This window comes from Selenobaculum gibii (assembly GCF_030273445.1).
Lineage (GTDB): Bacteria > Bacillota > Negativicutes > ICN-92133 > ICN-92133 > Selenobaculum > Selenobaculum gibii.
The window spans coordinates 2,408,607-2,434,332 of record NZ_CP120678.1 but is presented as its reverse complement, the minus strand read 5'-3'; the positions used below and the strand labels follow the sequence as shown (position 1 = coordinate 2,434,332).

Here is a 25,726-nt window from a genome sequence, read left to right as displayed (position 1 = left end):
AAAGTGCGCTATTTATTTCAGCGCTTTTTTATATCAAAAGTTATTATAATTGATTTGTTTTAAATTGATTATAAAATAGTATCATTGATAGACTCAATGTTATGAGTTCTGCAATCGGGACTGCAAGCCATATACCTTGAATACCAAATAATTGGGGGTAAATGATAATGCCAATAGATATCCAGATTAACCCCTTATTTAAAGCAATAATGGCTGATTTTCCTGGGCTACCGATAGCGGTAAAGAAACCTGACGCGATAATATTAAGACCACTAATAAGGAAAGCAAAAGCATATATTTTAGCACCAGTTACAGCAAAGTTTAGAATTTCACTATTTTCTACATTAAGAAAAATATAAATTAGATTGCTTCCAAAACTAAATATCGCAAAAAAGATCGTTATACCGATGATCGTTGCAGTTATTGCTGTTAATCCTAATACTTTCTTAATCCGCTTAATTTGACCGCTACCATAGTTATAGCTAACGATAGAACCTATTCCATCAGATAAGCCGAGCAGGATATTAGTACCAATAAATGTTAGGTAACTTATTGCCGTGAATGCCGCTACGCCTAGTTCTCCTGTATAACGAATTAGTGTAATATTAAATAAAAAGGTAGTTATAGCCGTTCCAAGTTCTCCAAGCCCTTCGGATGAACCATTATAAATAATATTATACGCTATTTTTTTATCAAAACTGCCGTCTGATAAGACTGTTTTATTGGTTATTGCAAATGGAATTACAGCTAAAATAACAGCGAAGCAATAAGCAAATCCCGAGGCTAATGCTGCTCCCTTAATACCGATGTTTAGTTGTAGAATCATTATATAACTAAGTAGTATGTTGAGTACGATTGAGACTACTAGCGTTACCATGGCATAAGTAGGTTTGCCTATAACTTTTAAAACATAGTCGAGAACCAACATCAATCCGATAAATGGCAAGAATATGCTAGAATATCTAATGTAAGTGACGGTGTCTTCAATAATTTCAGCATTTGCACCTAAGAACATAGCAATATGTTCTGCAAAAAGTATTGAACCCAATGTTGTCAAAATACAAATAGCTGTAATCATAATTATAGCAGTTTTAAAAGCATTTTTAGCATTTGTATGATTTTGTTGGCCAAGTGATCTTCCAATGATACTTTGTACTCCGATGCCAACTATAATGCCGATAGTAAGTATTATACTATTAAAGGGCATCGCAATATTTGTGCTAGCTAGACCATTTGCACCAATATAGTTACCAACAAAGTATCCATCTATGATAGCATCCATTCCTAAAACTAACATACCTATAATTGCAGGCACGCTATATTTAATAAAAAGCTTCCAAATTTTTTCCTGACCTAAAACATTTGTATTCATGTTACTCACCTCATTGGAGAGTTTAAACCATGAAGTAACTACAAGGTCAAATGTTTTTTTCGGCTTTTATCCATACTTCATAAAAATCTAACTGTTCGCTATGACAGCTTGCCATATAGTGACCATATAACGGGCCAGCGATGTGGTATTGGTTGTTATTTAGCCAAACTTTCGCTTCAGCCAAAGTATCATTGACATCAACATTATAATTTGTTGCTAGGATGGTATACAAATACTCGCCTTCATCCATGTTGCTAAGTCCAAGACTTTTCAAGCGATCAACTAGTCTATAATCATCATTATCAATAAATATGCCAAATTTAATTGAGTTGAAATTAGTATTTTGTTGTAGATCTTCTTCGGTTATTAGTAGCAAATATTCAATCGTATGTATAGAATGCTCATCTATTTTCTTTAAGTTATTTATTAGAGTAAAAAGATCATCATCATGTACCCCCATAATTTTAAATTTAAAGTTTGGGGTAGAAACTAGTTTGAATTGGCCAATATGATTGACGCTAGCCTCATATTGTTCTATTACTTTGGCGAGTATTTCTTGTTGGTGTTGAATTTCGTCTATTTTACGTGATAATAATCGCTGTTTTGCATTTAAAAGCATTATGATTTCTTTTAAATTTTTAGTTTTGATAATTTCGTCGATATCCTTCAATGGAACGTCCAATTTACGAAAAAATAATATATCCATAAGTATTACAATATCTTCGTAAGAATAATTTCTATAACCATTCTTTTTATTTTTATTGATTGAAATTATGCCTGCTCTTTCATAATAGCGCAATGTTTCAGGAGATATATCGAATAGATTAGCTATTTCTCCAATTGACCAGCTTTTGTTCATTATGATTACCTTCTTTGATGTTATATATTATAAATACAGCTGTTTTAGTAGGGACCAAACCCCATTGAAAGCAGATGAATAATTTAGGGATTTACCATGTCGTTACTTCCGTTAGAAGAAGGGGGTATATAAATAAACGGTCAAAATTTTTGCTGTTGTGTAATTTTCTTATTTCCCTAAATGATTCTGTTAATCATCGCATAAATAGTATTAGCTGAGAGTTTCATACTTAAACTTCAATATGATTAGCTGAGAAACCTTTAACAAATCCAAAATAACAGTCTATTACAGAATAACCTATCTGTTTTTATGTGATAAAGGAAAATTAATTTTTTTAGTTGAAAATCGGATAAAGGTGATTACATTTTAAATTAAGCATGAGTGTAATTATTATTTTTGTGCAGACTAATATAATATTTACAATCTAAATGATATTTTAGAGGTGAGCTTATGAACCAAAAGCCAAATCAATTAATAAATGAAACGTCGCCTTATTTATTGCAACATGCGGATAATCCTGTAAATTGGTATCCGTGGGGGGAAGAAGCGTTTGCAAAAGCGAAATCGGAAGACAAGCCAGTATTTTTGAGTATTGGCTATTCGACTTGTCATTGGTGTCATGTGATGGCGCATGAGAGTTTTGAGGATGAGGAAGTTGCGGAGATTTTGAATAGACATTTTGTAGCGATTAAGGTGGACAAGGAGGAACGGCCGGATATCGACAGCATTTATATGTCGGTTTGTCAGGCTTTTACGGGAAGTGGTGGATGGCCGACGAGCATTTTTATGACGCCTATGCAAAAGCCTTTTTATGCGGGAACGTATTTCCCGAAACATTCCCAGTACGGCAGAGTGGGATTTATTGATCTTTTAAAGACGATTGCTGAAAAGTGGACGACGAATAAGGCTGAATTAATAGAATCCGCAGAAGCGGTAGTGAAACATTTAGATGGGGCGCAGAAGTACAAAATGGATCTATCAGAATCTATTCTTTCCGCAGCGTTTGCACAGTTTGATGTAATGTATGATGAGAGATTTGGCGGATTTGGTAAAGCCCCCAAATTTCCGACCCCACACAATTTAATGTTCTTACTTGATTACTATGAAAGGTTTAAGGATGAGCAGGCTTTATCTATGGTAGAAAAGACATTAACGCAAATGTATAAGGGCGGAATTTTCGATCATATCGGGTTTGGGTTTTCGCGGTACTCTACAGATGCATATTATCTCGTGCCGCATTTTGAAAAAATGCTTTATGATAATGCGCTATTAATAATGGCTTATACGAAAGCATTTATGGTAACAAAGAGAGACTTTTATCAAAAAGTTGCAAAACAGATTGCACAGTATGTGATACGTGAACTTACAGATGTTTCAGGAGCTTTTTATTCTGCGCAAGATGCTGATAGCGATGGAATTGAAGGAAAATACTATGTGTTCTCTGATAAAGAACTGCTTGAATTGCTTGGCAAAGAAAAAGGCGAGGCTTTTAACGAGTATTATGGGATTACTGCACAAGGAAATTTTGAGGGAGCCAATATCCCAAATTTATTACACCATGATAAGTTAGAAGAAAAATATGAGAAAGAACGCGATAAAGTATTTGAATATCGTCAAACACGAACTAAACTTCATTTAGATGATAAGATACTCACTTCATGGAATTCGATGATGATTGCTGCATTTGCAATGATGTATCGGGTATTTGGAGATAGTACTTATTTAGAAATTGCGGAAAAAGCGTGTAGATTTATAGAGCGTAGCCTTTGCGAAAAAGATAAAGTTTTTGTTAGTTATCGAAATGGCAAGCGTTCAAATGAAGGCTTTCTAGATGATTATGCCTGGTATGGCTTTGCGCTTATGCAGTTATATGAAGCAACACTTGATAAGCAGTATTTAAAAAGGGCTATACAGTTTTGCAAGAAGGCTGTGGATGATTTTTATGATGTGGAGAACAGTGGATTTTTCTTGTATGGAAAACAAAATGAACAATTAATTATGAAGCCAAAGGACACGTATGACGGTGCGATACCAAGTGGAAATTCTGTTATGGCATACAATCTTGTAAAATTAATGCAGATGACAGAAAATGAGAGGTTGACAAAGTTAGTGAAAGACCAACTTGAATTTATGGCTGGGGCGGCAGAAGACTATCCGGCTAGTCATAGCTTTTATTTATCTGCATTAAGTAACTATATTTATCCACCGGCGCATCTGGTATGTGTGCTAAGCAGTTCAGTGGATAAAGAGTATCTAAAAGGGCGGATTCCATTAGGGACAAATCTTATCGTGCTAGAGAAAGAGTCTTCGGAATATAAATTATTGAATGGAAAAGCAACCTTTTACCTATGTAAAAATTTTAGTTGCTTGGCGCCATCAAATCAATTAGATGAAGTATTGCGTGTATAGTATAGGTTTGACTTGGCATTGTAGGCCGGATGAAGTATAATATGGAAAGAAATTCATTGTAATAGGAATTCGACTATTAGATTTTGTAAGAGAGGTATAATCTATGGCATATGTATATAAAACAAAAGGGACTTGCTCAAGAGAAATTTCTGTAGAGCTTGATGGAAATATTGTAAAAAACGTTTCGTTTGTCGGTGGGTGTAATGGGAATTTATCTGGGATATCCAGTATAGTCAAAGGAATGCCGATAGAGCATGTAATAGAACGCTTTGCTGGTACAAAATGTGGTCCGCGTTCGACATCTTGCCCAGATCAGTTGGCGATTGCGTTAAAAGAGGCTTACGAAGAAAGTCAAAAATAAACAGAGTTCTTAATTCAGCTGGAGTTTTCACTCCAGCTGAATTTCAAAAATCGTTATCCAGGGATTTGGCCGCTCGCCTGTGCCCTCTTGGTATAACTCCCGCTTGTAGAAGACGGGAGTCTTACAAGAAGAGAACCAAAATCTTTGAGTTTGTGTGAATCAATTATTTCGATAGACGAGAGGGTTAATCATCGGATAAAATAAGTAAAAAACAGCCTTTTGATATGAAAAATTATATCAGAAGGCTGTTTTGCTTAATAATTGCGTGCACTGACAACAAGGTTTGTTTTATTGATTCTTTGTGTATATTTATCATAGTCGCTGAGAAGAACCCCCATATAGAGCATATCTACACAGGCGAGTTGGGAAATACGCGAACACATCGTTTCGCTATAAAAGGATGTTTCTAAGTCGCCGGTGAAGAAACATAAATCCGCGTATTGTGTGATTGTAGATGCTTTGAAATTGGTAATTGCAATTGTTTTTGCTCCAGATTGTTTTGCTAGTTTTAAGGTATCGACAATGTCCATTGTGCTACCAGAATGTGAGATGGCGATTGCAACATCATCTCTTGTTAGATGTGTAGCACAAATTTGTTGTAAATGGTTATCGGTATACGAACGGCAGGTTAAGCCAATGCGAAGAAATTTATTCGTAAGGTCATTTGCAATGCTGCCAGAATTTCCAACGCCGTATACATCAATTAATCTGGCATTAACAACCATGTCGATTGCTTTTTGATAATTTCTTATGTCGACAAGTTTTAGGGTATCTTCTAGTGCTTTGGTTGTCATTGCGATAAGTTTTGCGGGAACATCTTTGGTATTATCCTCGCGGCTAATGTGAAGATCGATCAGTAAATCATTATTGTGATCTAATGCGGCTTCACGGCCTAAATCACTTGCCAGTTTTAATTTAAAATGGCTGTAGCCTGAAAACCCGAGGTTCTTTACGAATCTCATCACCGTTGGTTCGCTTACTCCTGCGCTAAGTGATAATTGTGAGAGCGACATTGTATGAATAGAATTGCTATGTAATAAGATATAATCTGCTACTTTTTTTTCTGAGGATCGTAAGGTATTGTAATTATTTTTTATGATAGCCTCATAAGATTCTGATGTATTAATTTTACTCACGTCCTTTTAGTAAATATAACTAATTTAATTATAGATGTAGTATAACTACCCAGTCAATGGGGTTTTGCAAAAAATAAAGATTTTTTGTCGAATTTTACAGTTTTTATATGATTAAGAATAGGCGTGCTTTTCGTGCATACTTTTATTACAGTAGTATTGACATTAATAATCAATATTAATACAATGAATCCTGTATTGTATAATAAAATGTTAATCTTTAAATATAAGGGGGCTAAAAGATGACCTTAGATGAAGTTGTGCGAGGCGCTAGAATTAGAATATTGGATATTCCTGATCAACAAGCACGTGCGCAAGCGATTCGTTTTGGCATTTCCGTTGGCTCTGAGGTTGTTTGTATAGAAAAAATTTTTGCAGGCCCAATTGTACTATCGCGGTCGAAACAGGAGATTGCAATCGGACGGCAATTGGCAAAGCGAATTCAAGTGGAATTGATATAAAGTAAGACTTGATTTAGGTGTTAGGAAAGTTTGAGGTGGTTTTGTGGGATGTCATGATGAACTTTCTCATATAGAAATTCCCCATGGAGCGAAAAAAATTGTTTTGGTTGGGAATCCGAATGTTGGGAAATCAGTTTTTTTTAATGCATTAACGGGGATTTATGTTGACGTATCAAATTTCCCTGGGACAACGGTAGATATTTCGCATGGGAAATTTGGTGGAGATATTGTGATGGATACGCCAGGTGTCTATGGGATATCTTCTTTTAATGATGAAGAAAAAGTAGCAAGAGATGTTATTTTATCGGCAGATATTATTGTTAATGTTGTTGATGCAGTTCATTTGGAACGTGATTTGTTTCTAACGTTGCAGGTGATTGATACGGGAATTCCAATGGTTATTGTATTAAATATGATGGATGACGTACGTAAACAAGGAATCCGTATCGATTTGAAGAAATTAGAAAGTGAACTAGGTGTACCAATTATACCAGCTGTAGCGGTAAAAGGTGTTGGGATAAAAGAGGTAAAGGAAAAGCTTTATGCAGCGCAAGTTGGGAAACAACCTAATTATGTAAGAAAAGCAATCCATGGTATCGTTGATGATACTTGCAGTCAAGCTGATGCCTTACTAATTGCGGAGGGCGATATTCACGTTTCGGCTAGGCATAAAACGATGCCTCGAGAGCACCGTGAAACAATCTATCAAGCACGTCGTGAACGGGTCAATGAAATTGTTGATCGTATTGTTTCGATAACTCACGAAGGATCATCGCTTTCTACCAAAATAGGAAGAATGATGCTTAGACCAATAAGCGGTAGCATTATTTTAGCTGTGGCAGTTACGTTGATGTACTACTTAATTGGTGTTTTTGTTGCACAAGATATCGTTGATATTACAGAAGATCTTATTATGCGGGGCTATTATGAACCAATAGTCAGAAATGTTGTAGGTTTATTTATTCCAGAATATTCAATTCTAGGTGCATATTTAATTGGTGAATTTGGCATATTGACGATGACGGTAACGTATGTGTTTGGTCTTTTGTTACCTTTGGTCTTAGGCTTTTACTTTATTATGTCCATTATGGAGGATTCAGGGTATTTACCGCGTTTAGCTACGTTGATTGACCGCATCATGAATATGGTAGGGTTAAATGGGCGGGCAGTTATTCCGATGATCCTCGGGTTTGGCTGTGTAACGATGGCAACAATCTCTACACGATTAATGGGATCGGAACGCGAACGAACGATTGCGGTAGCGCTTCTGGGTTTGGCAATTCCATGTTCAGCTCAGCTTGGTGTTATCGCAGGTCTGCTGGCTGGTATTGGAGCAAAATATATAGTAGTCTACATATTGGTGATGTTATTGACTCTAGGGATTGTTGGTAAAGCACTTCATATGATTTTACCGGGAAAGCCAACGGATTTACTTATTGATTTACCGCCGATTCGGTTACCACGCTTAGATAATGTATTGACAAAAATGATGACGAAATCGGTAGCTTTTATAAAAGAAGCTGCACCGATTTTTGCACTTGGTGCAGCAATCGTGACAACGCTTGAAGTAACCAATGTATTAGTCATAATCCAAGATGCTTTAGCACCATTGACCACAGGAATATTAAAGTTGCCAAAAGAGACAGCAAATGTATTTATTATGGGGCTAATTCGCCGTGATTTTGGTGCGGCGGGATTGGCAAATATGATGTTAGAACCGGCGCAGATGATTGTTGCATTGATTACGATTACCTTATTTGTACCTTGTATTGCCTCGGTTATCGTGATGTTTAAGGAACGTGGTAAACTTGAAGGGGCGTTAATTTGGTTAGGGTCCTGGGTAGCTGCATTTGCCATCGGTGGCATTGTAGCGCAGGTGATTATTAAATGAAGCATTGTATTAATATCGTCTGTCCTCAATGTGGGTATGAAAATGTAAATGTAAATGAGTTAAGATGCATGAGGTGCAATGCTTTGCTAATTTTGAAATGTAACGGAAATTGCAGGAAATGTAGTAAAAGTAAAGAGCTTTCGTATCCGAAAGAAGTGCGCAGCATAGATTGATAACCTTGCGCTGCATTTATGAATGCAATGCAAGGTTTTTTAGGTCGGTGCAAAGGGCTGAGGGGGAAATACCGTAAGAAATAGCGATATAAATAAGAATGATAAATAGACTAAAAATTCCATGATATTCAATATGTTTAAAGTAGATAAGTTGTAGAAAAATTACTCCAGAATATATCTAAAAGATGTCAAGGGTACGTTGTGAAAGTGGGGCTATATAAGTGGAATCTATAGTTGAAATAACTAAGAGATATATGCAGCATGATCATCGGAAACAAGTTTGTATAGAGAAGTTAAAAGATGCATTAGCTAAAGGAACAATTACAATTGAGCAATTATTGGACATTGCAATAAGTTACGATGAATTGACTGGGCTAATGAATTTTAATTACTTTAAAAAAACAGTTTCAGATATTTTATTGCAAAGCAATGCAACACAAAAATTTTTGATTATCTACATTAATTTGGTGAATTTTAAGTACTTTAATGATAAATATGGCTATGAAGCGGGTGATGATGTCCTTTGTGACTTTGCTAAGGATCTAACTTTTCATAATAAAATGATTTTATGTGGCTGTCGAGAGTCAGCTGACAAATTTATTTTGTTTTCAGAGATGTCAGATTATCAGGCTGATGAAAATATGATAAAAGATAAGATTAACTATTATAGTGGTTATTTTAGTGAGCGCGAAAATAAAAAATATCCCGGAAGCAATATTTCCGCTAAAGTCGGGGTATATATTATTGAAGATAAAACAATCAATGTGTTACATGCGATTGATAATGCAAGACTAGCGCAGAAAGATGTGAATGAACTAGGGGCAAAACATAATATTTATAATCAAAATATGAAACTTAGATTTTGGCAAAGTGCAGAAATGATGCGGTCGTTTTCTTCTGCACTAGCGAATCGGGAATTTATTGTGTATTATCAGCCTAAGGTCACTCTATCTAGTGGAGATGTAGTAGGAGTGGAAGCACTCGTGCGCTGGCAAAAAAAGGATGGAAAAATTATTCCACCAAATGATTTTATTCCACAGTTTGAACAAACGGGTGCAATCATAAAACTTGATTTCTATGTTTATGAGGAAGTGCTAAAACAAATTCGTAATTGGGTTGAATTGGGGCTGGATATTGTACCCGTATCAATAAACTTATCAAGATGTCATGCTGAAAATAAAAATTTGTATGATGAAATTATGGGATTAACAAAAAAGTATAATATTGCACCGAAATATATTGAATTTGAAATTACAGAAAGTGCATTTACGCATAATGCACAATATTTAATTGAAGTTTTAACGAAATTTAGAGAATATGGGTTTAATATTTCTATGGACGACTTTGGCGCCGGATATTCTTTTTTAAATGCACTATACGAAATTCCAGTGAATATATTAAAATTAGATAAAGGTTTTTTGAAGCCAAGCGAAGTATCGGCAAAGCAGCGTGAAATTATAAAACAAGTGGTTGTTTTGGCAAAGAATATTGATTTAAATATAGTATGTGAGGGTGTCGAAACAAAAGAGCAAGCAGAGTTTTTGCTTGGGATTGGATGTGACATGGCGCAGGGATATTTTTATGCAAAGCCAATGCCGTTAGAAGATTTAAAGCATTACTTGAATAATCAAAAGGTAAAACAGCAATTAAGCAAAAGTTAACTTTAGAAGTATTGGCATGTTATTAAAATGAATGCTAGTAACATTTCATTTTTTAGATAAAGCTTAAGATTTAGAAAAGGATAACATGGGTAAGTCGCAATGATGTTTTGTTTGGAGGATTTGTTTTATGATTTTTGATTCACATTTACATACAGATTTTTCAGCCGATTCTACAATGTTATTTGAAGAGGCAAAACGAGAAGCTGACAAACAGAAAATTGGAATCATTACAACGGAGCATTTGGATTATAATTATCCTGATTTAGCCGATTTTACTTTTGATTTTGATGAGTATTTTAAAAAGTATAAAAAATATCGTGGCAATGATGTTAAGTTGGGAATTGAAATAGGAATGCGCCCAGAATGCTTAGATGCATTGAAAAAAGTCATTATACAGTACCCTTTTGATTATGTGATTGGTTCAATCCACATGGTTGGAAATATTGATATCTACTATGATATTTTCTATCAAGGCAGGGAAAAAGCAAAAGTTTATAATGAATACTTTAATGCTATGCTGAAATGTCTGGAGATGTATGATTTTATTGATTCGTTAGGGCACATAGATTATATTGCTCGTTATGGGAAGTATGTCGATCCAGAAATTCACTATCATGAATTTAAAGAGCAGATTGACTTAATTCTTCAAATTGCGGCCGATAAAGGGCTAGCGATGGAGATTAATACAAGGCGTTTTGGTGATAAAAAAGTGATAGATGCTTTAATGCCTATTTATAAACAATTTAAAGCGAGTGGTGGGGAATTTGTCACTTTTGGGTCTGATGCTCATACGCCACAAGCAGTAGGGAATTATTTTACAACGGCGAATTCATTTGCTAAAGAATGTGGACTTCAACCAGTATATTTTAGTTCGAGAAAACCTATAATTATGGCGGAATGAGTGCTTTGTAGTCGAATTTTTTTGTTTACCTTATGTCAGAATTTTCATAGACAAAATATGGTGGTTATGCTATGATAAACAAAATAATTACTACTGTTTCATTTATTATATTTTTCTTATAAGCGCAGATAGATAGCTTTTCTTATTTTCTCAGCAAAGAGATTGTAAGGAAATTAATTTGCATATGGGTTCCTCAGTAAAATGGATTTTGCAGTATGTTTGACGAGGGGATAGAGAAGTGAAACATCAATTATTTCAAAACGCTAAATATGTTTTGGGGATAGGCGGCCTTTTCGTGGGTTTGATTATGTATGGAATCAGCCTAGCTATAGAGTTAGAGGCTGTCGATATTACGATGAGTACAATGTGGCTGTTTTTTACTGTGATATTAGCTTCCTTGGGATTGTTAATCGGAAGAATTATAAGTATTCTCCATCATTGGGCATATCGTGATTTCTTGACGGATACTTGGAACCGTAAATATTTTTCGACTCGAATTAAAGCCGAACTAAAAGGTAAAGAGAAGAACGGAAATGATTTATGTTTAGCTTTAATTGATATGGATGACTTTAAAAAGATCAATGATTGTTATGGTCATGATTTTGGTGATAAAGCGATAAGAAAAGTTGCTGATGTATTAAAGGCAAATATAAGAGCTACAGATTCAATTGTCCGTATAGGTGGAGATGAATTTGTTATTATTTTTCCATATACAGATTTAGCTTGTGCAAAACTGATTGCCGAGCGTATTCGTAAAACCGTGGCAGAAGAATGTGAATATGTAACAGTAAGTGTTGGGGTAATTGAGGTTGGGGAAGCTGCTAGAACAACCGCCTTAATACAGGAAATGGACCACATGTTATACCATGCAAAGAAAATGAAAAATTCAGTTACCACGATGGTTATGGAAGCGTAAAAGGATTGACAGCGTTAAGCGGTCAATCCTTTTTTTGAATCTGGTGAAAGTATAAATTAGATTTTTTTTGAGGAAAAGTAATCTTTTATGTTTGCAATATGGGGCAAAACATCTAAATTTGGTTGATTGTTAAGAATTAATATTGATTGTAATTCTCTAACGATTAATTCCCGGTTTTTATTCTTGCTATTTTGGCTATCTAATGCATGTGCACTTTTCTCAACAATTAAGTGTTGAAGTTTTGAATATTCTTGTGTTTTTGTGATGATTTGTTGTATTTGCATGCGTATTTCTGGCGATAATTGCTCGGGAACTTTTAATTTTTCAATTTCTTCGTTTATAGCTTGGGAATCTTCATTTATTTGGTCCATCCGAATAGAAGCGTTAATGATTTGAATTTCATCATCTTGGACAAGTCTAGTAATTCGATGATATTTTTGCCAAAGTGAATCCAATCGATCTATTGTTTTGTTGTAGTCGGTATACCATTCAGAAAATATTTCATGTTCCTTGACAAGCTCTTCCTGCTCAGCGATGGTTAAACGCACCGTTGAATCAGTATCGATTGGTTTAGGCAACATAAGAGGAAAGACTAAGGTAAAAGAGCAGGCTAAAATGACAGCAAGCTTATGTTTGTCTTTTATAATCAATGCAATTTCAAGGCTAGCAAAAAGTAAAATGAATAAAGCTAATTGTATTGGAAATGGGTTTAAGTCGGGCATGGAAATACCTCCATTCTTTTCAGCTATTCAAAGCTCATTCTACATGTTTCGTTGATTTCCTGCAAGGGGAATGAATCACAATTATTTTCCTAAAATAGTTGCAGTGTAAAAAAAATCAATTTATACTGAAGATTAATATGTTAATTGGAGGCGGATGTTTTGCGTATACTAGTTACGGGTGGAGCTGGATATATAGGTTCACATACTGTTCGAATGCTGGAAAAAGAAGACCATAGGGTCATCGTTTATGATAATTTAATAAAAGGGCATCATGAATCTGTAAAAAATAGTTGTTTCGTTGAAGGTGATTTATTCGATACAAAGCTTTTAAAAGAAACGATGGAGCAATATAAAATAGAAGCAGTTGTTCATTTTGCAGCATATAGTTTAGTAGGCGAATCGATGGAAAATCCGCAGTTATATTATCATAATAATGTGAACGGGACTTTGAATTTACTGAATGTAATGCAAGAGTGTGGAATAAATAAGCTGGTTTTTTCGTCAACTGCCGCTGTTTATGGAGAGCCAGAACTGATTCCAATCGACGAATCAGCACGCAAAGAGCCAACGAATGTTTACGGCAGAACAAAATTAATTATGGAAAATGCGATGGCTGATTATGCAAAGGCTTATGGATTAAAGTATATTGCATTGCGTTATTTTAATGCCTGCGGTGCGGATGAGCATGGAGATATTGGCGAAGATCATACTCCAGAAAGTCATTTGATTCCATTGGTGTTGCAAACTTGTTTAGGCAAGCGGGATGCGATTAAAATTTTCGGTGATGATTATCCAACGGAAGATGGGACTTGCATTCGCGATTACATTCATGTGAATGATTTAGCAAAGGCGCATATTTTATCATTAAAAGCCTTATTTAAAGGCGCTGAGTCTGCGGTATATAATCTTGGTAATGGCAATGGTTTTTCGGTAAAAGAAATTATTGAGACGGCTGAGAAAGTCACGGGAATAACGATAAAAAAAGAAATAACGCCAAGAAGAGCAGGGGATCCTGCGATATTGATTGCTAGTTCTGAGAAGATTAAAAAAGAGCTAGGGTGGCAGCCTGAATATACAGATGTAGAAAAAGTAATTGCATCTGCTTGGAAATGGCATCAAAATCATCCAAATGGTTTTGTAGAGGGGTAGTATATGGAAAAATTAAATATGAATCGAGATTTTTTTCGAGGCGTATGGAAGTTAACAAAAGGTTATTGGAATAGTGAAGAAAAGTGGAAAGCGAGAGGGCTTTTTGGCATCGTTATTGCAATGAACTTTGCAATTGTCTATGCGCTTGTCTTACTTAATCAATGGTATAACGAATTTTATACATCTTTGCAAAATTATGATAAAGATAGTTTTTTGCCGCTTATTGGATATTTTTCTGTAGTGGCATTTACGTATGTTGCACTATCGGTTTATTCAATTTATTTAAGGCAAATGTTACAGATTAATTGGCGAAAGTGGATGACGAAGTCCTATTTAGACAAGTGGTCACAGGCGCGCAATTATTATAAAATGCAGGTGATTGAAAATCAAACGGATAATCCTGATCAACGTATGACGGAAGATATTCGCGATTTTGTGGAATTAACGTTAACTTTATTATTAGGTTTTTTACGGCAGATTACAACGCTAGTTGCTTTTATCGTTATTTTATGGCAGTTGTCAGGTGTCATTGCCTTGCCGCTTGGAAGTATGAGTCTTGAAATTCATGGCTATATGGTATGGATATGCTTAATTTATGCAATTGGTGGAACCTACTTAACAACAAAAATTGGGAACCCGCTCGTTAGACTCAATTTTGATCAACAGCGCTTGGAAGCGGATTTTCGTTTTGGGTTAATTCGCTATCGTGAAAATGGTGAAAGCATAGCTTTTTATGGTGGTGAAAAAGCGGAAAATAAAAATGTTGAGGGGCGCTTTAGATCTGTAGTAAAAAACTATTTTTCATTAATGAAATATCAAAAAAGATTGTCCTGGTTTGTAAATATCTATGGGCAGACTGCAATTATTGTACCAATCTTTTTGATTGTACCAGCTTATTTTGCCAAACAGATCCAATGGGGCGGGATTATGCAGACTTTGACTGCTTTTGATAAAGTACAAACGGCGTTATCGTTCTTTGTTGAGAGCTATGCGACGATTGCACAGTGGCAGTCGGTCGTTAATCGTTTAGTGAACTTTACGAATAATATGGAAAAGGTTGAACAGATCCAAGGAGAAACACAAATCAAACCTGTTCAAGATAATAATTTCCAGGTGAAATCTTTAGATGTTACTTTGCCAACAGGGCGTGTGCTATTAAACAATTTGAATTTTAATATTGCACCTGGCGAAACTATCTTAATTACAGGAGATTCTGGATGTGGAAAAAGTACATTGTTACGAGCGATTTCTGGGATTTGGCCTTTTGGAGAAGGTGAGGTGCAGATTCCAGATGGTCATCAGTGCTTCTTTTTACCACAGCGTCCATATTTGCCTTTGGGAAGTTTGCGTGATGCCTTGCTGTATCCACAGGAGAACAGTTTGGTTTCGCAGCAGGAAATAAAAAATGTAATGGAAAAATGTGAACTTATACATTTTTTTGATAGAGTAAATGAAGTGGATGATTGGTCGAGAATCTTATCATTGGGTGAGCAGCAGCGGGTGGCTTTTGCCAGGGTTTTGTTAGCGAAACCTGATATTGTATTTTTAGATGAATCTACATCAGCACTTGACGAAAAAACGGAAGCTGTGATGTATAAATTATTAAAAGAAAATTTGCCGAACGCTGCAATTTTAAGTATTGGACATCGTTCGACATTACATCAATATCATAAGCAACAATTGCATTTATCTGGTGATGGAAATTGGCAGTTTAGTATGATTTGATGGAAATATTCTCGATTGCGACTAAAATTCAGACGAAGCTAAAATCTTCCTGAATTAAGTCTTGTTTTATTGGAGTGAGAAGATGTTTGTTGAGGAACGCAAAGAGCAAATTTTAGAGATGGTGCGTAAATTTGGAAAAGTAAAGGTCAAAGAACTAAGTGAACGCTTTGATGTTACGGAAGATTGTATTCGCAAAGATTTGGCATCATTAGAAAAAAGAAATTTATTAAAACGCGCTTATGGTGGTGCGGTTAGTATTCGCTCTAATCCGCATGCGATTGAAGTGAGTGCAAGGAAATGTCAGAATCTCGAAGGGAAAAAAATAATTGCTAGTAAGGCGGTAGAACTGATACAAGAGGGCGATGTAGTATTTCTCGATCTTTCTACGACAAATATTGAAGTTGCAAAGTTGATTGCAGTTTCTAATAAAAAAATTACGGTTATTACAAATATGCTTGAAGTATTGCTCGTTTTAAAAGAAGCGACCCAACGCGTAATTTTTGTCGGCGGCGAATTAAATGATGAGCGAGATGGTTTTTTCGGCGCAATGACGATACAGATATTATTGCAATTTAAATTCGATATTGCTTTTTTGGGGGCAGCAGGAATTAATGTCTATGATAATGAGGTTACGACGTATGGCGTAGATGACGGCTTGACGAAAGATGCGGCATTAAAGACAAGTCGGCGGACCTATTTATTGGCAGAAGTAAATAAATTCAGCCATGATGGAAATTATAAATATGCTGCTATCACAGATTTTGATGGTATGATTACAGATATGGGATTAAGTGATGTAGTGAAGAATAAAGTAACACAATATAGTATAGAGCTAATCTAAAATTAAAGGATAGTGTGGGATACCTCATAAAAACAGCCTTTTGCGAGGCTGTTTTTATATTGGTAAAAAGATTTTGTCTAATTAAGTAGAAACTGTCTAGTGTTTTACTTTCTTAGGAGAGGGGGCTATAATTTTGGCGAATTATTGGCGACAAGTACTGAATTGGGATAACTTTTATGAGTTATTATGGCAGGCTGGGAAGTTATTTCTTTTTTTATTGTTTTTAGTTTGCGGATATAGAATTTTATTCATCGGTTTGATGTATACATATTTGGGTTTAGCAACAGAAGGGGTGGACATAGTTACTGCTCTTTTCTATGGATTAAGGCTTAGTATGAAAAGCATGGGACTTTTAACAGCAATCGGTTTCTTGGTCGGTTGTATTGGATATTTATATCGTCCATACAAAGGAACGCAATTTTTGCAGATAACAGGCTGTATATGGATAGTTCTATTAACGCTGCTATTTTTTGCGCGAATTCCATATTATGAGCAGTTTCATTCAGGATTTAATCAATTGATTTTTAATACGTTTAAAGATGATACCTATGCATTGTTCATTTCTTTAATAGAAGAGTTTCAACTGCCAGTTCGTCTTTTGGGGGTTGGAATTGCTGGATTTTTTATTTGTCGTATTTTCTTGTGGTGGCAGAATTGGGGTCATGTATGGCGGTTGCCACGCATGTCTAAAGTGAACTATACGATTTGTTTGCGCGTGGTTTTTATTTGTTTACTTTATCAGGCGATTTTATGGATTCGCTTTGGTGGCAGCCTGAGCTATGTTGGGGATATTGATTGGGAAAATGCTGGGGTAACGAAGGATCAATTACTCAATGAAGCAATTCTCGATGATGTGCAAGCGTTATATCGCTCTTACGAAATGGATAGCCGATTAGAGAATTCTACAGGACTAGCGTTTGAGCCAGAGCAAATTCAACATTACGCTGAAGCTTTGTCGGGAAAAAAGCTAAATTCAAATAATTTGGATGATTATTTAAAGCATCATGCTGTTGGCTTGCGTGAGAAACCGCCGCAACATGTTTTTCTTATTGTTTCGGAAAGTTATGCAAACTGGCCGTTACTTTCTAAATATGAGAATTTGCATATTACAGATGGAGTCAAAGAGATAATCAATCGCTCCGATAGTGATTATCTTGGATCAATGTTGCCTAATGGGATGAGCACAATTTCTGGAGTCATGGGAATTTTGACAGGTTTTGCTGATGCAAATTTATATTTGACACATTTACCAGAAGCGTACCGTGAAGCGTATCCAACGGCAATTGCAGTGAATATGAAAAAACTTGGCTATGAGACGTGTTTTTGGTATGCAGGACCAAATTCGTGGGAGCGGATTCATGATTTTGCGTTGGCACAGGGATTTGATAAGTTTTATGGACGCGGTGATTATGGAGAAACAGAAGGTAATGTATGGGGCTGTGATGATGAATATTTGTACAACGCAGTGTTAGATGGTAGTAAGAATGATAAGATGAGCTTTAACTTGGTACTTAATGTATCCAACCACTCGCCGTTTACTGTTGACTTAGAGAAAGCTGGATTTGATAAAGAGTTAGTTCGAAATGCCTTGCCAGAAGAAATGAAAAATGATGAAGACTTATTAAAAAAATTGGGGCATTTTTGGTATGCAGATAAGCAGCTGGCCCATTTTGTAAGTAAGGCTCGAGAAATTTATCCGGACAGTATTTTTATCATCGTTGGTGATCATGCGGACAGATTGAATATAGATAAGACTCCAAATAGATACGAGCGTTATGCAATTCCGCTTATTGTTAGTGGTGTGGGGATTGATAAAAATAGCCTGCCAGAAAGAGCGGCAGGCAGTCATATTAATATCACGGCAACACTAATGGAGTTAATCGCACCAAAAGGCTTTGAATATTATGCATTGGGAGAAAGCTTGACGAGAGGCAATGTAATGGGGATAAATTATGGTTTTTGGATTACGCCAGATGATATTGGAATAACAGAAATTGGCCCACAGCCATATCGCTTTAACGTAAATGCACAGGGAGAGCCAGATATGAAGAAAATCAATGAAAATGTAGAAATGATTCGCAGTATTTCTTGGTGGCGTAGCAAATATGGGAATCAGTTGGTAGAGAAGAAAGGGTAATTTGTTATGGCAATCTTGCATAAAGGAAGCAGAAGTTTAAACGTAAAAGCAAGTAAATACTTTTTATGGAGTATAATTTTGTTTTTATTGCCAATCGCATACTGGATCTATCTTTTTAAGTTTAGTGATTGGAGTAGTTTTGGTAATATATATAACTATTTGCCATGTATTTTCTTTTTTATGGCGTATTATTATTGGCGCAGGGCAAAAATATTTCGTGTTGGTGCAAAAGGGGAAAAACAGATACTAAAACATTTAAAAAAATATTTGCCAAATCAATATCGAATTTTTACCAATTGTCGATTGAATGAAAAAAATTGTGCAGATGAAATAGATATTCTAGTTGTTGGTGAAAATGGGATTTTTGCAATAGAGGTAAAGAATCACAATGGATTTATTCGTGGGTCAGAAGAAGAGGATGAGTGGAAGCAAGAAAAAATAGGTAAGCACGGAAAAACTTATTGTAATAAAATGAAAAATCCAATCAGGCAGACAAAACGTCATGCCCGTAATATTGCACAATATCTGCGTAGTCAGGGAATACGCCGTCAATGGGTGGAGGGAATTTTGGTTTTTAGCAACCCTAATGCAAGTGTTTTTGTAAAAACGACGAAAACAAAAGTGTTTACTTCGAGTGAAGATGTTGAAAACTATATATTAAACTATGAACCGAGCACTGAATTCAGTCGTGATGATTTTAAACGAACGATTAAGCGGTTGAGAATGCTTTGCTAAAAAAATAAAGCTGCCTATGGGCAGCTTTATTTTTTAAACTTTCTTTGATACCAGAGAATAACGCCGTATACAAGGACGGCAACGATTACTATAATTGCTAATCGATCGATATTTTTGTCATAGTTGACAGCATCATGCCCAATGATGACTTCTAGTGCAGTTGAGGGGAATTTGCCGATTAGGTTGGCAATAATGTAATCTCGTAGACTGATTTGGCTGAGTGCTCCGATGGCCGTAATAATTCCCGAGGGAAAATAAGGTAATGTCCGAGCGATTAGCATCATTTTAAAGCCATTTTCACCACTGAACTCATCAATTTTTTGCAGATAATTGCTCTTAGCAATTAATCGCTCCGCGGAAGAGCGTAAAATACTACGCATCAAAATAAAACTAATGACAACACCTACTGTTTCTGCAAGCCAGGAAATGACAACTCCCCAGCCAATACCAAAAACAACACCGTTTGCGGTTGAAATAAAAATTGATGGTAAAAAGCCAAGCGCGTTGATTAGTACATCTATGATAAAACTAAGCAACATTGCCCAAACTCCAAAAGAGCGTAGATACTCAGCGATTTTATCAATGTCGCCGCTCGTTGTAATTGCCCATAATAAAGGGAAAAAGTTAGGGTTAAATAAATATATGGCAACAATAACAAAAATCAGCAGAGCAAGCACAAAGATTTTTAAATACGTTTCAGTTTTTATTGATTGCAAGGGAGTCCCTCCGATTTATATAAAATGGGGTGACCAAGTTGAGACCATGGGTGAATCGCTACGCCAATAGGTCGGTCACTGAAAAAGTCTTGTTTCTATCATAGCGTTCTTGTAAGAGGATGACAATCTTTAATTCTAAAAAAGTTATTGTAAAAATAAAAAGACAGAAATAATCTGCCTTTTTATGGGATTTTTTAAGAAGATACACTTCCTATGAAGCAAGTCTTATGTTATTTTTCGCTTATTAAAAATTTTTATCCTATAGTTAATATATTACATGGAAATTTAAAAAAGAATAAAAGGTTTATTTGATATATTTTTTTAATAATGGATATAATTTACGGGCATCAATAGGTTTGATGATTCTATCGGTTATTTCACTCGAATCTTCACCTGTAATAGATAAATCTGATTTTATTGCGATAATTGGGATTGTTTTTGCGCAATCATGTGTGCAGTTTCTAATCCTCTCAATCGCCTGATAACCGCCTAATGATAAATTATCTATATCAATAAAAATTAAATCAAATTCGTTTTTGGATGCCGTTAAAAATTTATCGACAATTTTTTGCCCGTTATTGGCTGTAATAATTTTAATGCCTGTAATGTTCAAAAGTTCATAAAGAATTTTTAAATTCGTGTCGTTAGACTCTAATAGCAATACACAATGTCCGGAAAAGTTAAAAGAATGGTGGGGTGTAGATTCGTTTAAGTGATTTTCTGTGGATAATGCGATAAAAGCATCAAAAAGAGTAGATTTGAAAAATGGTTTAGTTAAAACTAAATTTGCTCCATCGGCTTGTATTGATTCAATAGTATGAAGTAAATAATATGCTGAAAAAATCGTAATAAATATATTTTGAAGAGATGTTTCGCGAAGTTTCTTAAGAAGTGTAGGATCTTTATTAATCAAATCATAATTAATAAAGCATAGTTCATAGTACTCCGCCTTAATAAAATCTAATGCACTTTCCCCAGATTTTGCATAATCGTAGGTGAGATTCATTTGGTTTAAAATAAATGAGGCATATTCTACGCTGTTAACATTATCATCGATGAATAGAATGCGAATATTTTTATATAAAGGTGGCACTTTGGATGATTTTTTTTCAACTAAACCAAATGGAAGTGTTACTGTAAAAAGTTTCCTTTTTTTTCAACGTTTTTAAGAGAAATGGTACCATCCATGCAATCTACCAAGTTTTTTACAATAGATAACTCAAGCCCTGAACCTTTAAATTTTATAGGATCAGAAATGAACGCTTGTTCAAGGGTGTGGAATATTTCTTTTTTTATTTCGCTTGGAATTCCAATTCCAGTATCAAAAATTGTAAATTGTAGATAAACTTTATTTTCCTTAATGTCTTCTTGGGTAACAATAAGCTGGATTTTACCATTTTGTTTTGTGCGTTTTAATGCATTAAATAGAAGGTTTAATAAAATTTGATTTAAGCGCATTTGGTCGCCTCGAACGATTTCCTCCGTCATACCCCTTATGATTAAATCAAACTCTATATTTTTTTCTTTGCATTGTGCATAATACATAGAATTTAAAGTAGATAAAGTTTGTGTTAAATCGAAAATTGTATGAGAAATTTTCAATTTAGAAGTTTCAATTGCTGACATATCCAAAACATCATTTACAATGTTCTGTAGTATCTTTGAAGCAAAAGATATTTTCGTTAAATAAAATTTCATTTTGGGGATGTTACTTATATTTTGTTTTGCCAACTCCGTTATTCCAATAATTGCGTTCATCGGTGCTCTTAGTTCTTGTGAAATGTTAGATAAGAAACGGCTTTTAGCTTCATTTACTGTTTTGACCTGTAAAATGGCTTTAGATAATTCTTTGTTTTTTGCTTGTAAGATTTTGATGTGTTGGTGACGTTGTTTTAAGGTATATAAAATAAGAAAAATACAAAATGATGCTAATATAGAGATACATATTAACGGATATTCATATTTATAAATTAAATCTTTGATTGTAAATTTGTATGGCTTAGCTACGGTGTTTTTAATAATACATTGGTCGATTTCAGCTTTGGGTAAAGAATTGATAGTTTTATTTAGTAGGGTGATAAGTCGAGGATCGATACTTTTTAAACATGCTATAGATATTTGTTCATAGGAAAGGGCAGTGGGATGAATAGCAAGGTCTTCAAATTGTGGGTTTTGCAGCTGATAATCAAGAACATAAGAATTTTGAATCATTAAATCGGCTTTATGATTTTTTACGGCATTTAAACATTCTTCAACACTTTCTAAATGGGTTATCTTGCAATTGGGAAAGTTCTTTTTTACAATCTCATCATAGACATCTAGACCAGATAAAATTGCGACTGTAGGCTTATCTGACGCACTATAACTTTCGCCAGATCTACCGACAATCATTAAAGAGGTTGTAAGGAGAGAACTTGGAATGATAAAATCATTATTTATTAGAGTTGGGGTATCTATACTAGGATAGACAACAAAAGAAATGTCGTTTGTTTGAAGGTAATAAAGTGGATTTACTCCAGAGGGAATAGGAACAAATTCAAATTTTAGACCAGTAATTTCACTGACTAAGGTCAAAATGTCTTTAGAAATTCCAGCCATTTCGCCAGTGGAAGCATCTTTGAAAGCGATGGGATGACGATTAGAAATGAGACCTATTTTAATGGGTGGCATATTTTGAACGAGTTCAGCTTCCTCGCGTGTAAAAAAAGGCTGAATACTATAATCGCTATTTCCATAGTATTTTTGGTACAAGGCTGTATCAAAATAAGGTGAATGGGTTTTAATCTGCGTTAATGCATCATTAAGTGAACGCATAACATCAATGTCATCTTTTCGAGTAATGAAATAAAGCGGTTCTGGATAAAATTTCGCAATCACCTTTAAATTTATTGGGTGGAATAAACTCCCGCTTAATATAGCATCTACATTTTGTTGCTCTAAAGCAGTAAGCATTTGTCCAGTAGATTCATATTCTATAGGTATATAACTAAAATCATATTCTTTTGCATAATGTGTTAACGTGTCAGATTCAAAACTTTTTTTTACTATCCCAATTCGTTTCCCTTCAAGAAACTTGGCATCGTTATAATAAGCATCTGCTTGATTTGTGTAGATAACGCTCGATTCAAAGCCAATGGGATACTTTGAATAATCAAAATATTCATTACGTTCATCTGTATATTTAACAGGTAACATTAAATCAATATCACCTTTTTTTAAGCTATCCAAGCTATTTCCCCAAGTGTTATTAATAAATTCGTATTCCCAACCTGTATATTTAGCAATTTCAGCTAAATAGTTAACTCCATAGCCATCAAAGTTGCCATCAGACTTTTTCTCAATTAGGTTTGCATAATTGGTATATCCGACTTTAATTATTTTTTTCTCTTTGGCAAACACTTCACCGAATGAAAAGAAAATTGCAAATAGATAAAGAAAGATAATATAAAATAAAATTGGTTTTCTGAGCATTGGATATACCTCCGTGGAAGATCTTAGCGTGAAAATATCAGATTACTTTAGAAATTAATATAATTTTATAGGAGATGATTAATAAAAAAGGAAGAGTTATCCTTTTTGAATTCTATCATGCTTTAAAAAAAACCTCAATAAAATATAAATTTTAAAAAAATAAAAAATATAACATAAATGATATTGATATTCAATATCATTTATGTTATATTATCAATATCGACTCTCAAATATATAAATTCAAAGGCTGCTCAATATTCTAACGATATTGGGCAGCTCTTTGATTATAAGCAATATAGAATGTAATAAACGTAGATAAGATTTTCTAAAAAAGTATTTTAGGAGAAAACTTTTCATGGAGAAACATTTATTTTTTGATGAATTTTTGCACGAAATTGTTGAAGTGCTAGGAACTGCATTAGATGCAAAGAATCCATATACTTGTGGTCATTCCGAAAGAGTTGCGGAGTTATCTTTAAAAATAGCGAAACAGATGAATTTTACTAAAAAGGAACAGCTTCGCATTCATATTGGTGCTCATTTACATGATATAGGTAAGATAGGCATACCTGATGCAATTTTAAATAAAATAGGAAAATTGACAGGCGAAGAATTTGCGGTAATGAAAAATCATACTTGTATAGGTGCTGAAATTGTTGGAAAAATTAGTGTGTTAGATTCTATTATTGATATTGTTCGCCATCATCATGAGCGTATAGATGGGAATGGATACCCTGATGGATTGAGGGGAAATGAAATATCAATCGGTGCAAGAATTGTATCAATTGCAGATGCTTTTGATGCGATGACGAGTGCTAGAGCATATCGAACGGCTTTGCGTACCGATGAAGCGGTAAAAGAGCTCATCCGCTGCTCGGGAACGCAATTCGATTCATGTATTGTACAGTTATGTAAAAATTATAATTTATTTGATATTGAAAATCATTATCAAATAAATTATAATAAAAAAGCAAGGAGGGATGATTTTGTGTGAGAAATTTGAAAAAATGTTAGCATTCTATGGTGCCCCGACATTAGCAGGGATAAAAGACGGCACCGTAATTTCTTTACAGAAAAAGAATTTTTCTGAGTGGAAATCTTTAATGGAAGAATATAATCAATGTTTAAATTGCAAAGGAATAGAGATTACGACGTTAGTAGAAACTGAGCGTTATATCCTCTTATTTATTTATCAAGAAAAAGATTTAGCAAAAACTTTGAAGGAAGATAGAATCGCATTATTCTTACAAAGACTAGGCTATGATATTGAAGATTCTCTAAAAGATAAAATTGAACATTTGAAGTTAAGAATGCGAATAAAAAAAGATTTTCCGCATGAAATTGGTTTGTTTTTAGGATTCCCTTATGATGATGTTGTTGGATTTTTAAAGTATAATGGGAAAAATTTCAAGATGAATGGATATTGGAAAGTTTATACCAATGTATATAATGCGGAACAAATTTTTCATAAATATACACGCTGTAGTGAGATTTTTTGCAGAAGATTACAAAAAGGTGAAAGTTTGTTGAATTTATTAAAAGTAGGATAGGAGAGATAAGATGAAAAAGGTTGCAGTAATTTATTGGAGTGGATCTGGAAATACAGAAAAAATGGCGAAAGCGATGAGTAAAGGAGTTGAAAATAGCGGCAATGTTGGCACTCTTTTTCATGTCAGTGAATTTAATATAGCTGATATGGAAAGTTTTGATCGATTTGCTTTTGGATGTCCGTCTATGGGATGTGAAGTTTTGGAAGAAAGTGAATTTGAACCTCTTTTTACAAGTATTGAAGAACTGTTAAAGGGGAAAAAAGTCGCGTTATTTGGGTCTTATGGCTGGGGTGATGGAGAATGGATGAGGAACTGGCAGGATCGTGTAATATCGTTCGGTGCGGATTTATTTGAAGAAGGTCTTATCATTAATGAAGTGCCCGATTCGGAAGATGAGAAAAAATGTGAGCGATTTGGATTTAACTTTGCAATTTGTTAACCTGTTCCCCTTTATAAAATAAATTTTTGATTTCATTTACCGATAGTTTTGATATTTTTGTCAAATTGTCGGTATTTTTGTTTTATGTATACATACTTGCGATA

The 25,726-nt window shown here is 34.6% G+C and carries 22 protein-coding genes; 15 read left to right on the top strand and 7 right to left on the bottom strand.

Annotated elements, in window-relative coordinates; translation table 11 throughout:
• Nucleotides 1-43: 43 nt before the first annotated feature.
• Together P3F81_RS11580 and P3F81_RS11575 are read right to left on the bottom strand one after the other, a co-directional pair.
• Nucleotides 44-1,372, bottom strand: coding sequence for an MATE family efflux transporter (locus tag P3F81_RS11580; RefSeq protein ID WP_147669624.1), 1,329 nt, complete (start codon nucleotides 1,370-1,372; stop codon nucleotides 44-46).
• Between the two features lie 46 nt (nucleotides 1,373-1,418).
• Entirely contained in the window at nucleotides 1,419-2,231 is an 813-nt protein-coding gene (locus tag P3F81_RS11575; RefSeq protein ID WP_147669625.1) for a MerR family transcriptional regulator, read from the bottom strand.
• A 450-nt stretch (nucleotides 2,232-2,681) separates the two neighbouring features.
• Between P3F81_RS11575 and P3F81_RS11570 the strand changes: the two genes are divergently transcribed.
• Both P3F81_RS11570 and P3F81_RS11565 read left to right on the top strand, forming a co-directional pair.
• Nucleotides 2,682-4,640, top strand: a complete 1,959-nt coding sequence (locus tag P3F81_RS11570; protein WP_147669626.1) for a thioredoxin domain-containing protein — start codon at nucleotides 2,682-2,684, stop codon at nucleotides 4,638-4,640.
• 103 nt (nucleotides 4,641-4,743) lie between these two features.
• Complete coding sequence (locus tag P3F81_RS11565; protein ID WP_147669627.1) at nucleotides 4,744-5,001, top strand: TIGR03905 family TSCPD domain-containing protein; 258 nt, start codon at nucleotides 4,744-4,746, stop codon at nucleotides 4,999-5,001.
• A 254-nt stretch (nucleotides 5,002-5,255) separates the two neighbouring features.
• Here the strand turns inward: P3F81_RS11565 and P3F81_RS11560 are convergent, their stop codons facing one another.
• Nucleotides 5,256-6,137, bottom strand: a complete 882-nt coding sequence (locus P3F81_RS11560) for a MurR/RpiR family transcriptional regulator (protein WP_309320420.1) — start codon at nucleotides 6,135-6,137, stop codon at nucleotides 5,256-5,258.
• A 239-nt stretch (nucleotides 6,138-6,376) separates the two neighbouring features.
• Here P3F81_RS11560 and P3F81_RS11555 point away from each other — a divergent pair, with 239 nt between their 5' ends.
• From P3F81_RS11555 to P3F81_RS11535, 5 genes are all read left to right on the top strand, one after another.
• Nucleotides 6,377-6,595, top strand: a complete 219-nt coding sequence (locus P3F81_RS11555; protein WP_147669628.1) for a FeoA family protein — start codon at nucleotides 6,377-6,379, stop codon at nucleotides 6,593-6,595.
• A gap of 43 nt (nucleotides 6,596-6,638) precedes the next feature.
• Nucleotides 6,639-8,486, top strand: coding sequence for a ferrous iron transport protein B (gene feoB / locus P3F81_RS11550; protein ID WP_147669629.1), 1,848 nt, complete (start codon nucleotides 6,639-6,641; stop codon nucleotides 8,484-8,486).
• 394 nt (nucleotides 8,487-8,880) lie between these two features.
• Complete coding sequence (locus tag P3F81_RS11545) at nucleotides 8,881-10,320, top strand: putative bifunctional diguanylate cyclase/phosphodiesterase (RefSeq protein WP_147669630.1); 1,440 nt, start codon at nucleotides 8,881-8,883, stop codon at nucleotides 10,318-10,320.
• Between the two features lie 127 nt (nucleotides 10,321-10,447).
• A complete protein-coding gene (locus P3F81_RS11540; RefSeq protein ID WP_147669631.1) occupies nucleotides 10,448-11,221 on the top strand; it encodes a histidinol phosphate phosphatase in 774 nt (257 codons plus the stop codon).
• A 238-nt stretch (nucleotides 11,222-11,459) separates the two neighbouring features.
• Nucleotides 11,460-12,137 (top strand): GGDEF domain-containing protein, encoded by a 678-nt coding sequence (locus P3F81_RS11535; protein WP_147669632.1) that lies wholly within the window; start codon nucleotides 11,460-11,462, stop codon nucleotides 12,135-12,137.
• Between the two features lie 56 nt (nucleotides 12,138-12,193).
• Here the strand turns inward: P3F81_RS11535 and P3F81_RS11530 are convergent, their stop codons facing one another.
• Nucleotides 12,194-12,859 carry a hypothetical protein gene (locus P3F81_RS11530; RefSeq protein WP_147669633.1) on the bottom strand — a complete coding sequence of 222 codons (666 nt, stop codon included), beginning with the start codon at nucleotides 12,857-12,859 and terminating at the stop codon, nucleotides 12,194-12,196.
• A gap of 159 nt (nucleotides 12,860-13,018) precedes the next feature.
• Here P3F81_RS11530 and galE point away from each other — a divergent pair, with 159 nt between their 5' ends.
• The 5 genes from galE (at nucleotide 13,019) to P3F81_RS11505 (ending at nucleotide 19,446) form a co-directional block, all read left to right on the top strand.
• Nucleotides 13,019-14,008: a UDP-glucose 4-epimerase GalE gene (gene galE, locus P3F81_RS11525; protein WP_147669634.1), complete on the top strand. Its 990-nt coding sequence runs from the start codon at nucleotides 13,019-13,021 to the stop codon at nucleotides 14,006-14,008.
• 3 nt (nucleotides 14,009-14,011) lie between these two features.
• Entirely contained in the window at nucleotides 14,012-15,733 is a 1,722-nt protein-coding gene (locus tag P3F81_RS11520) for an ABC transporter ATP-binding protein/permease (protein ID WP_309320419.1), read from the top strand.
• Between the two features lie 82 nt (nucleotides 15,734-15,815).
• Entirely contained in the window at nucleotides 15,816-16,574 is a 759-nt protein-coding gene (locus tag P3F81_RS11515; protein WP_147669635.1) for a DeoR/GlpR family DNA-binding transcription regulator, read from the top strand.
• Nucleotides 16,575-16,707: 133 nt separating this feature from the next.
• On the top strand, nucleotides 16,708-18,711 hold the full coding sequence (locus P3F81_RS11510) for an LTA synthase family protein (RefSeq protein WP_147669636.1): 2,004 nt from the start codon (nucleotides 16,708-16,710) through the stop codon (nucleotides 18,709-18,711).
• 6 nt (nucleotides 18,712-18,717) lie between these two features.
• Nucleotides 18,718-19,446 (top strand): nuclease-related domain-containing protein, encoded by a 729-nt coding sequence (locus P3F81_RS11505; protein ID WP_147669637.1) that lies wholly within the window; start codon nucleotides 18,718-18,720, stop codon nucleotides 19,444-19,446.
• 26 nt (nucleotides 19,447-19,472) lie between these two features.
• Here the strand turns inward: P3F81_RS11505 and P3F81_RS11500 are convergent, their stop codons facing one another.
• The 3 genes from P3F81_RS11500 to P3F81_RS11490 all read right to left on the bottom strand — a co-directional run bounded on the left by P3F81_RS11500 (nucleotide 19,473) and on the right by P3F81_RS11490 (nucleotide 23,633).
• Complete coding sequence (locus P3F81_RS11500; RefSeq protein ID WP_147669638.1) at nucleotides 19,473-20,162, bottom strand: TVP38/TMEM64 family protein; 690 nt, start codon at nucleotides 20,160-20,162, stop codon at nucleotides 19,473-19,475.
• Nucleotides 20,163-20,466: 304 nt separating this feature from the next.
• The gene (locus P3F81_RS11495; protein WP_147669639.1) at nucleotides 20,467-21,255 is read right to left on the bottom strand and encodes a response regulator; all 789 of its coding nucleotides are present in this window, start codon (nucleotides 21,253-21,255) and stop codon (nucleotides 20,467-20,469) included.
• A 38-nt stretch (nucleotides 21,256-21,293) separates the two neighbouring features.
• Nucleotides 21,294-23,633: a transporter substrate-binding domain-containing protein gene (locus P3F81_RS11490; protein ID WP_147669640.1), complete on the bottom strand. Its 2,340-nt coding sequence runs from the start codon at nucleotides 23,631-23,633 to the stop codon at nucleotides 21,294-21,296.
• Between the two features lie 355 nt (nucleotides 23,634-23,988).
• On the opposite strand from P3F81_RS11490, the gene P3F81_RS11485 reads away from it, so the two are divergent.
• The 3 genes from P3F81_RS11485 to P3F81_RS11475 are packed head-to-tail and all read left to right on the top strand — an operon-like array spanning nucleotide 23,989 to nucleotide 25,622.
• Entirely contained in the window at nucleotides 23,989-24,627 is a 639-nt protein-coding gene (locus tag P3F81_RS11485; protein WP_147669641.1) for an HD-GYP domain-containing protein, read from the top strand.
• Nucleotides 24,620-25,183, top strand: coding sequence for a DUF3793 family protein (locus P3F81_RS11480; protein ID WP_309320418.1), 564 nt, complete (start codon nucleotides 24,620-24,622; stop codon nucleotides 25,181-25,183). The genes P3F81_RS11485 and P3F81_RS11480 overlap by 8 nt, the downstream gene beginning before the upstream one ends.
• A gap of 10 nt (nucleotides 25,184-25,193) precedes the next feature.
• Complete coding sequence (locus tag P3F81_RS11475) at nucleotides 25,194-25,622, top strand: flavodoxin (RefSeq protein WP_147669643.1); 429 nt, start codon at nucleotides 25,194-25,196, stop codon at nucleotides 25,620-25,622.
• The last annotated feature ends 104 nt before the right edge of the window (nucleotides 25,623-25,726 follow it).

What these genes read in the sequence shown, in the direction of transcription:
- P3F81_RS11580 (WP_147669624.1), bottom strand. Translation starts at nt 1,372, where the DNA reads ATGAATACAAATGTTTTAGGTCAGGAAAAAATTTGGAAGCTTTTTATT.
- P3F81_RS11575 (WP_147669625.1), bottom strand. Translation starts at nt 2,231, where the DNA reads ATGAACAAAAGCTGGTCAATTGGAGAAATAGCTAATCTATTCGATATA.
- P3F81_RS11570 (WP_147669626.1), top strand. Translation starts at nt 2,682, where the DNA reads ATGAACCAAAAGCCAAATCAATTAATAAATGAAACGTCGCCTTATTTA.
- P3F81_RS11565 (WP_147669627.1), top strand. Translation starts at nt 4,744, where the DNA reads ATGGCATATGTATATAAAACAAAAGGGACTTGCTCAAGAGAAATTTCT.
- P3F81_RS11555 (WP_147669628.1), top strand. Translation starts at nt 6,377, where the DNA reads ATGACCTTAGATGAAGTTGTGCGAGGCGCTAGAATTAGAATATTGGAT.
- P3F81_RS11540 (WP_147669631.1), top strand. Translation starts at nt 10,448, where the DNA reads ATGATTTTTGATTCACATTTACATACAGATTTTTCAGCCGATTCTACA.
- P3F81_RS11530 (WP_147669633.1), bottom strand. Translation starts at nt 12,859, where the DNA reads ATGCCCGACTTAAACCCATTTCCAATACAATTAGCTTTATTCATTTTA.
- P3F81_RS11520 (WP_309320419.1), top strand. Translation starts at nt 14,012, where the DNA reads ATGGAAAAATTAAATATGAATCGAGATTTTTTTCGAGGCGTATGGAAG.
- P3F81_RS11515 (WP_147669635.1), top strand. Translation starts at nt 15,816, where the DNA reads ATGTTTGTTGAGGAACGCAAAGAGCAAATTTTAGAGATGGTGCGTAAA.
- P3F81_RS11505 (WP_147669637.1), top strand. Translation starts at nt 18,718, where the DNA reads ATGGCAATCTTGCATAAAGGAAGCAGAAGTTTAAACGTAAAAGCAAGT.
- P3F81_RS11490 (WP_147669640.1), bottom strand. Translation starts at nt 23,633, where the DNA reads ATGCTCAGAAAACCAATTTTATTTTATATTATCTTTCTTTATCTATTT.
- P3F81_RS11485 (WP_147669641.1), top strand. Translation starts at nt 23,989, where the DNA reads ATGGAGAAACATTTATTTTTTGATGAATTTTTGCACGAAATTGTTGAA.
- P3F81_RS11475 (WP_147669643.1), top strand. Translation starts at nt 25,194, where the DNA reads ATGAAAAAGGTTGCAGTAATTTATTGGAGTGGATCTGGAAATACAGAA.